This window comes from Mesorhizobium sp. RCC_202, assembly GCF_041355295.1.
Lineage (GTDB): Bacteria > Pseudomonadota > Alphaproteobacteria > Rhizobiales > Rhizobiaceae > Mesorhizobium.
Genome location: NZ_JBFUPO010000005.1, coordinates 414117 through 428013, shown reverse-complemented (window position 1 = coordinate 428013; position 13897 = coordinate 414117). Strand labels below are relative to the sequence as shown.

Annotated in this window: 15 protein-coding genes and 1 tRNA gene; 9 read left to right on the top strand and 7 right to left on the bottom strand. The window is 62.4% G+C overall.

Features of this window, described 5'->3' with window-relative positions; genetic code table 11:
- Positions 1-75: 75 nt before the first annotated feature.
- Positions 76-161: transfer RNA gene (locus tag AB6802_RS14970), tRNA-Leu, on the bottom strand.
- Between the two features lie 188 nt (positions 162-349).
- On the opposite strand from AB6802_RS14970, the gene AB6802_RS14965 reads away from it, so the two are divergent.
- A complete protein-coding gene (locus tag AB6802_RS14965; RefSeq protein ID WP_371010885.1) occupies positions 350-619 on the top strand; it encodes a hypothetical protein in 270 nt (89 codons plus the stop codon).
- A 223-nt stretch (positions 620-842) separates the two neighbouring features.
- On the opposite strand, the gene AB6802_RS14960 is transcribed toward AB6802_RS14965, so the two are convergent.
- Positions 843-1508: an outer membrane protein gene (locus tag AB6802_RS14960; protein WP_371010884.1), complete on the bottom strand. Its 666-nt coding sequence runs from the start codon at positions 1506-1508 to the stop codon at positions 843-845.
- A 190-nt stretch (positions 1509-1698) separates the two neighbouring features.
- Between AB6802_RS14960 and ade the strand changes: the two genes are divergently transcribed.
- On the top strand, positions 1699-3516 hold the full coding sequence (ade, locus tag AB6802_RS14955; protein WP_371010883.1) for an adenine deaminase: 1818 nt from the start codon (positions 1699-1701) through the stop codon (positions 3514-3516).
- 250 nt (positions 3517-3766) lie between these two features.
- Here ade and AB6802_RS14950 read toward each other — a convergent pair whose 3' ends face one another.
- Both AB6802_RS14950 and AB6802_RS14945 read right to left on the bottom strand, forming a co-directional pair.
- Entirely contained in the window at positions 3767-4930 is a 1164-nt protein-coding gene (locus AB6802_RS14950; protein ID WP_371010882.1) for an alpha/beta hydrolase, read from the bottom strand.
- 118 nt (positions 4931-5048) lie between these two features.
- The gene (locus tag AB6802_RS14945) at positions 5049-6161 is read right to left on the bottom strand and encodes an alpha/beta hydrolase (RefSeq protein ID WP_371010881.1); all 1113 of its coding nucleotides are present in this window, start codon (positions 6159-6161) and stop codon (positions 5049-5051) included.
- Positions 6162-6342: 181 nt separating this feature from the next.
- Between AB6802_RS14945 and AB6802_RS14940 the strand changes: the two genes are divergently transcribed.
- The 3 genes from AB6802_RS14940 to AB6802_RS14930 are packed head-to-tail and all read left to right on the top strand — an operon-like array spanning position 6343 to position 9022.
- Positions 6343-7164, top strand: a complete 822-nt coding sequence (locus AB6802_RS14940; RefSeq protein ID WP_371010880.1) for a hypothetical protein — start codon at positions 6343-6345, stop codon at positions 7162-7164.
- A 44-nt stretch (positions 7165-7208) separates the two neighbouring features.
- The gene (gene ilvA, locus AB6802_RS14935; protein ID WP_371010879.1) at positions 7209-8465 is read left to right on the top strand and encodes a threonine ammonia-lyase IlvA; all 1257 of its coding nucleotides are present in this window, start codon (positions 7209-7211) and stop codon (positions 8463-8465) included.
- The gene (locus AB6802_RS14930) at positions 8462-9022 is read left to right on the top strand and encodes a DUF1697 domain-containing protein (RefSeq protein ID WP_371010877.1); all 561 of its coding nucleotides are present in this window, start codon (positions 8462-8464) and stop codon (positions 9020-9022) included. The genes ilvA and AB6802_RS14930 overlap by 4 nt, the downstream gene beginning before the upstream one ends.
- Positions 9023-9025: 3 nt before the next feature.
- Here the strand turns inward: AB6802_RS14930 and AB6802_RS14925 are convergent, their stop codons facing one another.
- Together AB6802_RS14925 and AB6802_RS14920 are read right to left on the bottom strand one after the other, a co-directional pair.
- The gene (locus tag AB6802_RS14925; protein WP_371010876.1) at positions 9026-9319 is read right to left on the bottom strand and encodes a DUF2218 domain-containing protein; all 294 of its coding nucleotides are present in this window, start codon (positions 9317-9319) and stop codon (positions 9026-9028) included.
- Positions 9320-9454: 135 nt separating this feature from the next.
- Positions 9455-9895, bottom strand: coding sequence for a VOC family protein (locus tag AB6802_RS14920; RefSeq protein WP_371010875.1), 441 nt, complete (start codon positions 9893-9895; stop codon positions 9455-9457).
- Positions 9896-10154: 259 nt separating this feature from the next.
- Between AB6802_RS14920 and AB6802_RS14915 the strand changes: the two genes are divergently transcribed.
- The 4 genes from AB6802_RS14915 (at position 10155) to AB6802_RS14900 (ending at position 12668) form a co-directional block, all read left to right on the top strand.
- A complete protein-coding gene (locus AB6802_RS14915) occupies positions 10155-10748 on the top strand; it encodes a cold-shock protein (RefSeq protein ID WP_371010874.1) in 594 nt (197 codons plus the stop codon).
- Between the two features lie 109 nt (positions 10749-10857).
- Positions 10858-11358, top strand: coding sequence for a DUF192 domain-containing protein (locus AB6802_RS14910; RefSeq protein ID WP_371010873.1), 501 nt, complete (start codon positions 10858-10860; stop codon positions 11356-11358).
- Positions 11359-11374: 16 nt separating this feature from the next.
- Complete coding sequence (locus tag AB6802_RS14905; protein WP_371010872.1) at positions 11375-12142, top strand: alpha/beta fold hydrolase; 768 nt, start codon at positions 11375-11377, stop codon at positions 12140-12142.
- A 25-nt stretch (positions 12143-12167) separates the two neighbouring features.
- Positions 12168-12668, top strand: a complete 501-nt coding sequence (locus tag AB6802_RS14900; RefSeq protein ID WP_371010871.1) for a GNAT family N-acetyltransferase — start codon at positions 12168-12170, stop codon at positions 12666-12668.
- 140 nt (positions 12669-12808) lie between these two features.
- On the opposite strand, the gene speB is transcribed toward AB6802_RS14900, so the two are convergent.
- Positions 12809-13774 carry an agmatinase gene (gene speB, locus AB6802_RS14895; protein WP_371010870.1) on the bottom strand — a complete coding sequence of 322 codons (966 nt, stop codon included), beginning with the start codon at positions 13772-13774 and terminating at the stop codon, positions 12809-12811.
- Positions 13775-13897 lie beyond the last annotated feature (123 nt).

Genomic DNA, 13897 nt, shown 5'->3' with positions numbered 1-13897 from the left:
CCAAGGCTTCGGAGGACACCCCTTCGTCTAACGATCTCCGGGTGCCCTGCCACCCGAAGCTCGAAGAGCGAAGGGTGGTGCGGACGACGGGAATCGAACCCGTACGATCAGAGATCGAGGGATTTTAAGTCCCTTGCGTCTACCAATTCCGCCACGTCCGCAGGCGAGCCCTTTTCAGATGCCTGACATGAGCCGTCAAGTCATGTCTCAGCTCGGACGCGTTCCGTGCGAGCCCAATATCATCGAAATGCAATAGATTTAACATTAGTGATATTTAAAATTCTAGGTTACCCAAACCGACCTCGTTAGCGTTTTTCTGCCAACATCAGGCCTGCTTTAGGGGTGAGGCATGCGTGGGTTAGGCTGGATCAGGGGGCTTCGGGAGGCCGAGGCGCTGAAGTTGCGCGACGAGGTCGATCAGCTCGAACGGGATTTGCTGAGTGCCGCCAACTCCAAGGCCAAACGGAACCTGCACGAGACCGCGCATGCGCTGCGCTGGCACAAGGCGCAGTTGCGGCGGCTGGAGGAATGCCTCGCCGCGATGCCGGCGCGAAAGATGACTTCGGCCCGGCCTGACCGATCCGATCGCAAAGCTGCCGGCGGGGCGTATTTACCATAAAGCCACGGCGCTTGCGGGGCAGGGGCCGGTTGGAAAGTGGCGCGATCACGGAATTACGGTTTCCGAGGATGCCGTTAGGGTAGCTCACGCGGCGGATCACTCCGCCGCGGCCGGCGTCTATCAGGCCCCTACCCATTCCCCCGCCCCCTGCGGGCGCCGGCCAACCCCTTTCAGCGAACTCTTCAAATGAGAGCTTTCCAGCTCGCCACGACGAAGGTGGCTCTCAAAACTTATAGCTGAAATTCACCCCGAGCGTCTGCAGCTTGACGTCCTGGTCGCGATCGGAAAAGGCGTCGGGGGTGTCGAAATGCTCCTTGCCGAAATCATAGTAGCGGTATTGCGCGCCGACGACGACGTTGTTGCTGAAGGCGTAGTCGACCCCGGCGCCAAGCGTCCAGCCGGTGCTGGTATGCGTCTGGGCAAAGGCGGCGCCTGCCGCCTGCGAGGTTTCGATGCCGGCGAAAGCGACGCCGCCAATGCCGTAGATCAAAAAGCGGTCCATCGCGTAGCCGGCCTTGGCGTTGACCGATCCGAACCATTTGACGTCGGTGCCGAAGCTGTTGCCCGGCCCGGCATCGGTCGTGCCGTTGATCGAGGCATAGTTGAGCTCGGCTTCGGCGCCGAGCACCGCCTGGTCGAATTGCCAGAGGCCGGCGATGTGGCCGCCGACAAAACCGCCATCGAGGTCAGGCCTGAAAGAAAAGGGGCCGCCATCGTCCCCGGTGATATCGGACCGGCCCCAGCCGTAGCCGGCCTGCGCGCCGGCATAGAAGCCTGTCCAGTCGAAGCCCGGCGCGGTCATCGGTAGATCAACGCCCAGGTCCGCCGCCCGGGTTGCTCCCGACAGCAGCATGAGAAGACCGGCAGTGGCGAGCGTCAGGCGACGCATCGAGCTCTCCGAAATGGCGGGTTCGAAAGACTCTCACAGTCAAACTAGCCCTATTCGGCGCGGAAAGAAATTGCGTTTCTGCAACAGTGGTTTACGCGAATGCCACGCGCACATGGTCTTCGCCGTCGGGTGCCGGCTCTGGCTCCGCGCGCCGACATTTGCCAGAGTGGCCGCAGAAAAGGACTCGCCAATGACCAATGCCAAAGCCCGAAGCGCCGCAAAGCCAAAGCCCTGGACGGAGGTGGCGACGCATCTTGTCGATGTCGCCATGGGGCGAAAGCCCGCCGATCTCGTCATCCGCAACGGCCGCTGGGTCAATGTCCATTCGGGCGAGGTCATTGCCGGCACCGATATCGCGATCGCTGCCGGCCGCTTCGCTTACTGCGGGCCGAATGCCGGCCATGCCATCGGGCGGGGGACCAAGGTGGTCGATGCCGGCGGGCGTTATCTGGTGCCGGGCCTCTGCGACGCGCATATGCATGTCGAAAGCGGCATGGTGACGGTGACGGAATTCTGCCGCGCCGTCATTCCGCACGGCACCACCTCGATGTTCATCGATCCGCACGAGATCGCCAATGTGCTGGGCCTCCCCGGCGTTCGCCTGATGCATGACGAGGCGGTCGCCATGCCGATCAACGTGCATGTCCAGATGCCGTCCTGCGTGCCGTCGGCGCCCGGGCTCGAGCATGCGGGCGCCGAACTCACGGTAGCCGACGTTGCCGAGGCGATGACCTGGGAAAACATCATCGGGCTTGGCGAGGTGATGAACTTTCCAGGCGTTGCCGCCAATGATCCGGTGATGTCGGGCGAGATCGCCGAGACGGTCAAGGCCGGCAAGACGGTCGGCGGGCACTATGCCTCGCGCGATCTCGGCCTGCCTTTCCACGGCTATGTCGCCGGCGGCGCCGAGGACGACCATGAAGGCACGCGCGCCGAGGATGCGATCGCGCGCGTGCGCCAGGGCATGAAGGCGATGCTCAGGCTGGGATCGGCCTGGTACGACGTCGCCTTGCAGATCAAGGCGGTGACCGAAGGCGGCATCGATCCACGCAACTTCATCTTGTGCACCGACGACAGCCATTCCGGCACGCTGGTGCAGGAAGGCCATATGGACCGCGTGGTCCGCCATGCGATCAGCCAGGGCCTGAAGCCGGTGACGGCGATCCAGATGGCGACGCTCAACACCGCCCAGCATTTCCGGCTGGAGCGCGAGATCGGCTCGATCGCGCCGGGGCGACTTGCCGATCTGCTGATCGTTTCAGATCTTGCCCAGATGACGATCGACGAGGTCTATGGCCGCGGCGTGAAGCTGGCCAAGGCCGGCAAGCTCGAGATCGACATTCCAGCCTATGACTATCCGAAATCGGCCAAGGACACGGTCAAGCTCGGCAAGAAACTGGCGGCCGCGGATTTCGACATCGCCGCACCGCAAGGGGCGAACGAGGTGCGGGTGCGGGTGATCGGCGTGATCGAGAACCAGGCGCCGACGCGGGCGCTCGAGGCCGACCTGCCGGTCGAGGACGGGCTGGTCGCCATGGACCGGCGCAACGACATCTGCCAGATCGCCCTGGTCGAGCGCCATCGCGGCACGGGTGGCGTCACCAACGCCTTTGTCTCCGGCTTCGGCTATATGGAAGATTGCGCGATGGCGTCGAGCGTGGCGCATGACGCGCACCACATCATCTGCGTTGGCACCAACAAAGCGGACATGGCGCTGGCGGTAAACCGGCTGGGCGAGGTGGGTGGCGGTGTGGTGCTGTTCTCAAAGGGTAAGGAACTGGCGCTGGTAGAGATGCCGATCGCCGGGCTGATGTCGGACGAGCGCGCCGAGATCGTGGCGGCCAAGGCCGATCAGCTGACGGCGGCGATGCGCAAGGTCGGCTGCTCGCTCAACAACGCCTATATGCAGCACTCGCTGCTGGCACTGGTCGTCATCCCGGAACTGAGAATCTCGGACGTCGGCCTGGTCGATGTGACGACGTTCCAGAAGGTCGATCTATTCGTGTGAAATTTTTCAAAATACGCGAGCTCGTCGCAGCTCTGTATGGATTTCGTAATCAAAAGAGGCGGTTCTCAAAGAAAGACGCCAAGATTCCGAGGATGATGCATCCAAACATGACGATGTAAGCGTACAGATCGGTTCTATTTTCTATTTTTCGCCACCGATGCGTATTCTTATCCATAAGGTTGAAATAGACCAGAATGGCAAGACCGATTCCGCCAAATATCAAAATTGAGTACGACATAAGCTAAACCTATCACCCGCCAGTGGCGAGAGTCAGCACCCTGAACGGCGTGGTGATGACAAGCTCGGCGGCCGAGCCGACGGCTTTGCCGAGTCCCTGGCCTATATTGTCGAGCTGCGCCTGGTTCGGCTCGTCGGGAGCAAGGCCGGCCGGCGTGCGCAGCCGGTTGCCGAGCAACTGGACCAGGATCGGGTTGTCGGCGAACTTGGCATGGTTGAGACCATCGTCGCCGCCCTTGGCCTTGGTCAGATCGACCACGACGACGCCATAGCTGGCAAGATCGGCGGCGTTGCCGTAGTCCCCAACGCGGGGCTTGTCGCCGGATATGAAGCTCGACAATTTTAGCGCCCGGTCGTCGCCGGAAAGCAGGATAGCGAAGGGCTTGTCGGGCTTGCCGTAGCGGATCATCTGTTTCTTGAAGACGTCGACGTCGATGTCGGGCGAAGCCAGGACGACATAGCCGAGCTTGCCGCCGAGATCGCGGTCGCCGGTGATGGCGAGCTGGCGCAAAGCCTCCATCGTCAGCCAGGTGCCCATCGAATGGGCGATGATGTCGATGCTCTTGACCTTCGTCTTGGCCAGCATCCTGAGCGTCGCTTCGAGGTCGTCGCGCGCGGCGGTAGAGCTGTCCTTGTCGTAGATATAGCCGGTGGTCTTGGCGCTCGACGCCCATGAGAACAGCACCGGCGTTCCCGGATATTTGGTGTCGTGCGCGAGCTGGGTGAGCCTGAAGACGCCGTCGTCGAAGCCGTTGTTGAAGCCGTGCACGAAGACCAAAGCGCGGTCGCCGCTTATGGCTATGTTGTTGCCGACCGCCTTGGCGAACTGCTGCGCGTCGGCATAGTGGACGACATCGGTGGCGGTGAATTGCTTGGCCGGATTGGAGTCGGCCGAACCCTTGGCGCGCTCGATCGCGCCGACCTGATGGATTTTTGGAACCGTTACGTCGACCTGGGCATAGGACGTGGTCAGCGATCGGTCGCCATCGAACACCTGCCGCGGATCCTTGGTCGCCTGCTGGCGGGTGGTGGCGACGAAGATCTCGTGCGTGGCCGCGATGTCGGAGGCGGGCACCGTCACCGTCTTGCGGTTGAGCAGATCATGCGTGGGGCCGGCGCAGCCTGTCAGGGCGAGCGCGAAGGCAAGGCCAAGGACAATCTTACAACGCACGGTCACCCGGGGTCCCCCAAGGGCGGCAAATCCTCTGTCCCTATTCCGATAAGGCCAGAGGGCGGCCGGGTCCAGTTCAAAGTCAATACAAGGCGGCAACCATACCGCCGTCCGCGTGGCAGTGTTACTGGCCGCCGGCGAGCTGGCGGATGCGGTCCGTCACCTCGCGATCGCTGGCGAAGCCGTCGTCCTCGCGCAGCCGCTGCCCGATCATCTGCACCATCATGGGATTGTCGGCGAACTTGGTGTGGTTGAAGCTGTCGGTGCCCTTGACCTTGGAGAGGTCGACCACCGTCACGCCATAGGAGGCGAGATCGGCGGCGTCCCTGTAGTCGCCAACGCGCGGCCGCGAGCCGGCGATCAGACCGGACAGCCGCAGCGCGCGGTCGTCATCGGAAAGCAGCAGGATGAACGGCTTGTCGGGCTTGCCGTAGCGGCGCATCTGGCTCTTGAAGACGTCGACGTCGATGTCGGGCGAGGCCAGCACGACATCGCCGAGCTTGCCGCTGAGGTCGCGGTCGCCGGTGATGGCGAGCTGCCGCAGCGTCTCCATCGTCACCCAGGTGCCCATCGAATGGGCTACGATGTCGATGCGCCGGGCGCCGGTCTGGGCCAGCATGCGCAACGTCACCTCGAGCTGGTCGCGGGCGGCGGCGGCACTTTCCTTGTCATAGACATAGTCGGTGGTCTTGGCGCCGGAGGCCCAGGAGAACAGCACCGGCGTGCCCGGATAGCCGGAATCATGGACGATCTGCGTCAGCCGGTAGACGGCATCGTCAAAGCCGGTGTTGTAGCCATGGACGAAAACCATGACGCGGCCGCCACGGGCCTCGATATCGGCGTTGAGCGCGCTGGCGAATTTCGGCTGCGTGTCGTAGCCGACCATTTCGGAGGCCATGAAATACTTGGTCGGGTCGTTCGACTTGCCGCGCGAGCGCCGCTCGATCTGGCCGGTCTGGTGGATCGGCGGCACCGTGACGCTGACGCGGGCATAATTGAGCGTCGCCGAACGCTCCCCGTCGAACACCTTGTTCGGATCGTCCGAGGCCTTGCGCGTGGTGGTGATGAAAATCGCGTGGTTGCCGGCGATCTCGGTCGCTTGCGTCGGCACGACGACGCTGCCCAGGATTTCCTGTGTCTGGTGGCCCGCGCAGCCCACCATCAGCAGGGCAAGGGCAATGATGCAAATTGTCTTCAAACGCACGTCGAAAATTCCACTCCGGCCGCAAAGGGCCATCCCACGCGAACCCTCCCGGACAGGCCAAGTGCGGCCAAAGTAAGTCGTGTCCAGCGGAAATCCGGTGGGCGCTGACCTGCGGCCGCGCCACTGTGGCGCGAAAGCCGCCAAATTTGTCCAGCGGTTCGCGCAGCCGGCATCGGTGGCCGCTGACATCGATTCATGCAATAGGCTCCGGCTGATGTTCTGGTTCAAACGTCGAAAGCCCACTGAAGGCGTCGAGCTCGATCTATCCGACAAGGACAGAGGATCGCTGCTCGGCATCACATGCGTGGGCAAACGGGATGGCGGCGGCGCGCAGGTCCATGCCGTCATGTCGGCGTTGCTGTTTTCGCGCGTAAACGGAATTCCGTATTTCCATTCGCCATTCGAGAGGGTCAGCCATAGCGGCAATCCGAAAGCCTTCGCGGCACAGTGGGAACGCGCCTTCAATCTTGGGCTTGGCGCGCCAAGGGTGCCCAAGGGCGTGCCGGTCATTTCCAGTGAGGACTTCAACCAGGGTTACCGCGGCGCACCCTCGATCGTCGCCGCGCAGAATTTCCATGGCTTTGCCGAGCGAAATCTCGGATTTTATCCGGCACTTGCCGACGAGCTTCGCAACCGCGTGGTCCTGCCGCCGCGGACATTCGAAACGCCGACCATTGCCGTTCACATCCGGCGTGGCGATGTCATCGGCAATGCCAAATACACGCATCGGCTGACCGACAACGCAATGGTGCTGGCCAACATCAAGCACGTGCTTGGCCGGCATCCGCACCATCGCGTCCTGATCCTGTCCGAGGGGGCGCCGGCGGATTTCGGGCGGCTGACGGAATTCTGTGACTTCGAGCTGAATTCGGATGTCTTTTCGACGGTCTCGGCGATGATCCGGGCGGACTGCCTGATCATGGCCAAGAGTTCGCTGAGCTACGTTGCCGGCTTGTTGTCGAGGGGGGCCGTGTATTACGAACCGTTCTGGCACGGCCCTTTGCCGTCCTGGCACAGGCTGCCGAATTCGGAATAAATTTCGTCTCGCGGTCGCAGGCGAAAGAATGCGAGGTTTTGCAAGTGAACAGTTTCTCCGCCCGTGTTGCCGCTGCCGCGGAGGCCGTCCGCGAGATTTTTCCGGAAACGCCGCTGCAGGAGAACGACTATCTGTCGAAGAAGACCGGCGCCCGGGTGCTGCTGAAGCGTGAGGACCTGACGCCGGTGCGCTCCTACAAGATCCGGGGCGCCTTCAATTTCTTCCGCAAGGCGCTTGCCGCCGGCAACAATGCGGAGCTGTTCGTCTGCGCGTCGGCCGGCAACCATGCGCAGGGCTTTGCCTTTGTCTGCCGCCATTTCGGCAAAAAGGGCGTGGTCTTCATGCCGGTGACCACGCCGCAGCAGAAGATCGACAAGACGCGGCTGTTCGGCGGCGATTTCGTCGAGATCAAGCTGGTCGGCGATTTCTTCGACGATTGCTACCGTGCCGCCTTCGAATTCACCGAAAGCGCCGGCGCGCACATGGTGCCGCCCTTCGACCACAAGGACATCATCGAGGGCCAGGCGACGGTGGCCTATGAGATCGCCGCCCAAATGCCCGGTGGGCGCATGCCCGACATCGTCATGCTGCCGGTCGGCGGCGGCGGCCTCGCCGCCGGCGTCACCCATTTTTTCGCCGATCAGCACCGCGACACGCGCTTCTTCTTCTGCGAACCGGCGGGCGCGCCAAGCCTGCGTGAGAGCCTTGCCAGCGGCAAGCGGGTCAAGCTCGCCAAGGTCGACAATTTCGTCGATGGCGCCGCGGTGGCCGAGATCGGCCGCGAGCCGCTGCGTCATCTCAAGGAGTTCGCCGCCGATGCCGTGCGGCTTGTCCCTGAGAACCGGCTTTGCGCCACGATGATCGAGATGCTCAATATCGAAGGCGTGGTGCTGGAGCCCGCCGGCGCGCTGGCCATCGACGCGCTCAAGGATTTTTCACGCAAGGAGATCAGGGGCAAGACCATCGTCGCGGTCGTTTCCGGCGGGAATTTCGACTTCGAGCGCCTGCCGGATGTGAAGGAGCGGGCGCTCCGCTTCGAGGGCTTGAAGAAGTACTTCATCATCCGTTTCCCGCAGCGGCCGGGCGCGTTGCGCGATTTCCTGGAAATGCTGGGGCCGGACGACGACATCGCCCGCTTCGAATATCTGAAAAAATCGGCGCGCAATTTCGGCTCGGTGCTGATCGGCATCGAGACCAAGGACCGGCGCAATTTCGATCTGCTGAAGGCCAATTTCGAAGCCGAGGGCGTGCAATATCAGGACATCACCGACAACGAGACGTTGGCGGGGTTCATCATATGAGCGCAAAAGGCACTGTTTTCGTGGCGCTGTTTTCCGGCATCAATGTCGGCGGCAACCGCATCGTTAAAATGGCGGAGCTGAAGTCGTTCTTCGAAAGCCTCGGCTTCGGCGATGTCGCGACCTATGTGCAGAGCGGCAATGTCGTTTTCCGGGCGAAGAAGGGCGATGCGGCGGCGCTGACCAAGCAACTGGAAGCGGCCTTCGAAAAGAAATGGGGTTTTAATTCGCGCATCATGGTGCGCGATCTCTCCTGGTTCGAACGGCTGGTGAGCGAAAATCCCTATCCGGAAGCGGCCGCCGACCACACCAAGCTGCATGCCTATGCGCTGGAGCGTGAGCCGACCGCCGACGAGGTGGCGCGGCTGGCCGAGAAATGCACCGGCCCCGAGCGCTTCGAGGTCAAGGGAGACGTGCTCTATCTCAGCGCGCCGGACGGGCTCGGCAAATCCGTGTTTGCGAACCTCATTCCGCGTACGCTGAAAGTCCCGGGCACGGCGCGCAATTGGCGCAGCGTCCTGGCTTTGCTCGAAATGGCCGGCCGGGCCGGCGCGAAATAAGGGTTACGCCGCCGCAGCAGGCTTCCACTCGAAGGTCAGTTCCTCGCGGAAGGCAAAGCGCTTGATGTGATCGGCAACGACGCTTTCCAGGCGCTCCAGTGATCCGCTTTCATCCGTCGATACCGTGATGTGCAGCGCGGTTGGATCGGCATCCATGACGGTGCGGCCGAGCGACAGATCGATGCTGCCGTGGCTCGGGTCGAACTCGACGGGAAATTTGTGCGCCCAGTGCTTGCACAGCTGCTGCAGGTAGCGGCTGGCGTGTTCGGTGGCGACATCGGCATGGCTGGAGGGCATGAAGGCTTTCTCCTGAAAGCTTGGAGCGCTGGCTGTCGGCTGGGCGCGATATCCGGCTAGATAGGTAGCTTTGCGCAAAACGGCAAAGGCGGCCGGCTTTTGCCCCGACCGCCTCGCTTCAAGATGGCGTGATCGCTACCAGGTGCCGGTGTTGGGCATCGAGGCCCAGGGCTCCGCCTTGGGCTTGGGCGGTCCCTTCTGCAGCAGCTCGAAAGAGATGCCGTCCGGCGACTTGACGAAGGCCATGTTGCCGTCGCGCGGCGGACGGTTGATGACGACGCCATTGTCCATCAAATGCTGGCAGGTCGCGTAGATGTCGTCGACCTCATAGGCGAGGTGGCCGAAATTGCGGCCGCCCTTATACTCTTCCGGATCCCAATTGTAGGTCAATTCGATCAGCGGCGCCTTGTCGTCGATGCCGCTCTGTTCGTCTTCCGAGGCAGCGAGGAAGATCAGCGTGAAGCGGCCTTGCTCGTTTTCGTAGCGGCGCACTTCCTTCAGGCCGAGCTTGTTGCAGTAGAAATCGAGCGATTGGTCGACGTTGGCGACGCGGACCATTGTGTGCAGATAGCGCATGGCGGCTTCCTCGGAGCGTTGGATTGCGGCGCACCATAAGAGCGACCTCGCCAAAGGGCAATCATCCGACAATACAGGGCCGGGTGGTCTGTTTGGGGCCTGTCGGACTTCGTTCATCGGCGCCGGCAAACAACATTTCAGTGTTTCCGGTGTCCAATAGTGAAAAAAGGCACGTCAGGCCTTGCACACCCCGGAAGCCGCAGTGTTAAGCTGATGGCAAGAATCAGTTACGGTTTCAGTTGAAAAAGGGGGCATTCTTATGGGGGAAAAAGCCTCTTTCACGAGGCGGGACGGAAGCCTTGACGACGCCTTGAGTCCAGACAATGGCGGCGACTCCGCCGAGCTTGTCGAAATCGCTGGCGCTATCAAATGGTTCGACGTGGCCAAAGGCTACGGCTTCATCCTTCCGGACGACGGCGTCTCGGGCGATATTCTCCTCCATGTGACTTGCCTTCGACGGGACGGCTTCCAAACGGCGCTCGAGGGCGCGCGGGTCGTCTGTCTGGTCAAGCAGGGCGAACGCGGCCTGCAGGCCTTCCGGGTTCTTTCGATGGATGCTTCGACCGCCATCCATCCCGCCGAACAGGAACAGCGCACGCACGTTATCGTGACCCCCGAGAGCGGTCTCGAACGCGCGCTGGTCAAGTGGTTCAATCGCACCAAGGGTTTTGGATTCCTGACCAGGGGCGATGGCACCGAGGATATCTTCGTCCACATGGAGACCTTGCGGCGCTACGGCATCACCGAGCTCAGGCCCGGCCAGGTCGTGCTGGTTCGCTTCGGACGCGGCGACAAAGGCCTTATGGCCGCCGAAATCCACCCCGATATGGGCACCTTGTCGGTCTCGCACTAAGGTCTTTCCGGCACTGTTGGAAAGGCCTTCGCTGGCGGGATCATCTTGTCCGAAAACCGGTTCCACTCTTGCGGAACATGGTTTAGGACAAGGCCGCACGAGGTATCAAATGGCTCACCGCAACTGGCTGACTGCAGGCGCGCTCTGCGCCGCGATGGTTTTCGCTGTCTATTTCAACGCCTTGAAGCCGAGCATGGCGGACGCGATGCTGCTGCCGATCGATCGCACACCGCTGGTGGTGGCGACGGGTTCGGGAGATCGCTCCTTCTCCATCGAGATCGCCGACACCGCCGCCGAGCGCGAGGCGGGGCTCATGTTTCGCCAGACCATGGCCGACGACCACGGCATGTTGTTCGTGTTCGAAAACGCCGAAGAGGTGGATTTCTGGATGAAGAACACGCCGATGGCGCTCGACCTCGTCTTTGTCGGCCAGGACGGCAGGATCAAGGCTATCAAGCGCGGCGAGCCCGAATCCGAAGCGATCATCTCACCCGGACAACCCGTGCGCTTCGTGCTTGAGTTGAAGGCAGGAACTGCGGCCAAGGACGGCATCAAGGAAGGCGATGTTTTGCGCCATCCTTCCATCGGCACGGGTGCCGGTTCCAACTGAAAAGCAATTTCTGCCGATGCAATTCTTCTCCCATGACGGTTTCGAGCTTGCCTTTCTCGATCGCCAGCCGGTGTCGGGGCAGGGTGACCCGGTGCTGATGATCCACGGCTTTGCCTCCAGCCATTATGTCAACTGGGTTTCCCCCGGCTGGTTCAAGACGTTGAACGATGCTGGCTACCGGGCAATCGCCTTCGACAATCGCGGCCACGGCTCGTCGTCGAAGAGCTATGACGAGGCCGACTACACGCCGCAGAAGATGGCGTCGGACGCGGCGGCGCTGCTCGACCATCTCGGCATCGAGCGTGCGCATGTCATGGGCTATTCGATGGGCGCGCGGGTCTCGGCTTTCCTGGCGCTGTCAGATCCGGACAAGGTCGCGACACTGGTGTTCGGCGGGCTTGGCATCGGCATGGTCGACGGCGTCGGCGACTGGGACCCGATCGCGGCCGCGCTGCTGGCGGAGGACCCAGCCCAGACCACGCATCCGCGCGGCCGCTCGTTTCGCGCCTTTGCCGACCAGACGCGCAGCGACCGGCGGGCGCTCGCCGCCTGCATCGCCAAATCGCGCGAGCTGCTCAGCGAAGACGACATGGCCCGCATCGCGCAGCCGACGCTGATCGCCGTCGGCACGACGGACGATATCGGCGGCTCGCCGGATGAGCTTGCCGCCCTGATGCCCAATGCAAAAGCTTTCCACATCGAGGGCCGCGACCACATGCTCGCCGTCGGCGACAAGAGCTTCAAGCAGCGCGTGCTGGAGTTTTATGCCGAGAATCCGCTTTGAGCATTCGGCTTGCCCCGACCTGACGATGGTCGACCTTCTCGTCACTTACATGGAAATGCTCGCGCCGCCGTCCGGCGATGCGCTTGCGCCGCCGCTGGCCGGCGCGATGGTGACGCGCGAAAGGCTCGATCTTTCGGACTATGTCGAACTCTACCGTGCCGTCGGCGGGCCGGTGCAGTGGGACCAGCGTCTACGCATGCCCGAAGCAGAGCTGGCAACGCTGCTTGCCAGCGAGGCGACGCACATTCACGTGCTGCGGGTCGACGGCGCAGCCGTCGGCCTTTGCGAATTCAACGATATCGGGCAGCCAGCCGTCGAACTCGTTCATTTCGGGCTGGTCCCGGCCGTTCAAGGCAATCGGCTGGGGCCGTTCCTGCTCGAGCGGTCGCTGCGCGCGGCCTGGGCGTATCGGCCGGAACGTGTCTGGCTTCACACCGACACCTATGACCATCCGGCGGCCCAGTCGGTCTACGAGCGCGCCGGCTTCAGGGCCTATGCGCGCCGGATGGAAACCTTTCCGGATTAGGGTGTGCCGATATTCAGGTGAGGCCGGCCTGCAAATGGCGGCTTCCTGCGCTTCCGGTCCTCACGTACCTAAAGTACGCTCCGGTCCGGTTCTCGAAATCCGCCATTTTCGGTTCGGCCTGACCCGAATCTCGACACACCCTAAGCGCGCGCTTTCCTGTCTGCGACAGATCTCGCCATGACGCAGAGCAGCTCGAACATCATCGTCGCACCAGCCAGCGCCGTCATGCCGGCAAGATCGAAGGGAGGCGCGACCTCGACGACATCGGCGCCGACGAAATTCAATCCGTCGAGCAATCGAACCATCTCCTGCGCCTCGCGGGTGGTGAAACCGCCAAGCTCGGGCGTGCCGGTGCCGGGCGCCATCGACGGATCGATGCAATCGATGTCGAAGGTCACATAGGTCTGGCCGTCGCCGACAAGATCGCGCGCTTCCTGCATGACCGAAGCGGCGCCGCGCCTGACGAACTCCTCCATATAGATGATGCGTATACCCTGGGCGGTCGCCCAATCGTGTTCGCCGGGTTCATAGATCGACCCCCTGATGCCGATCTGGATCACTCGCTTCGGGTCGAGCAATCCTTCCTCGATGGCGCGGAGGAAAGGCGTTCCGTGCGTATAGGGATTGTCGCCGAAATAGCGATCGTTGGTGTCGGAATGGGCATCGAAGTGAACCATGCCGACTGGCGCGTTGCGGGCCACCGCGCGCAGCACTGGCAGCGTCGTCAGGTGATCGCCGCCGGCGGCTAAGGGAATAGCTCCATCCGCGACGATCGCGGCGATGCCGTCCTCGATGCGCTTCAAGCCGTCGAGGAGATTGATAGGATTGACCGAGACGTCGCCGACATCGGCGACATTGGCGATGCTGAACGGCTCGGTTCCCGACACATGATGGACGCGGCGCATCAGGCTCGACTGGTTCCTGATTTCGCGCGGACCGTGACGGGCGCCGGCGCGGTTGGTGGTGCCGCCGTCCCACGGAATCCCGACAAGGGCGATGTCGAGCCCCTTGGCGCTCGATACGGAAGGCAGCCGCATGAAGGTGGAAAGACCGGCAAATCGGGGTACCTGCGCCGCATCGACGGGTTGGTGGAAGTCGTTTTCCATGGGTCTCGGTCATCCCTGAGCGGCTAGCGGCCGCTCTATCTCTTTGTTTGAAGCAATTCCGGACGGAAAACCGCTCACACTTTTCCTGGAATTGCTCTCGTGATCGCAGGACATGGAATTAAG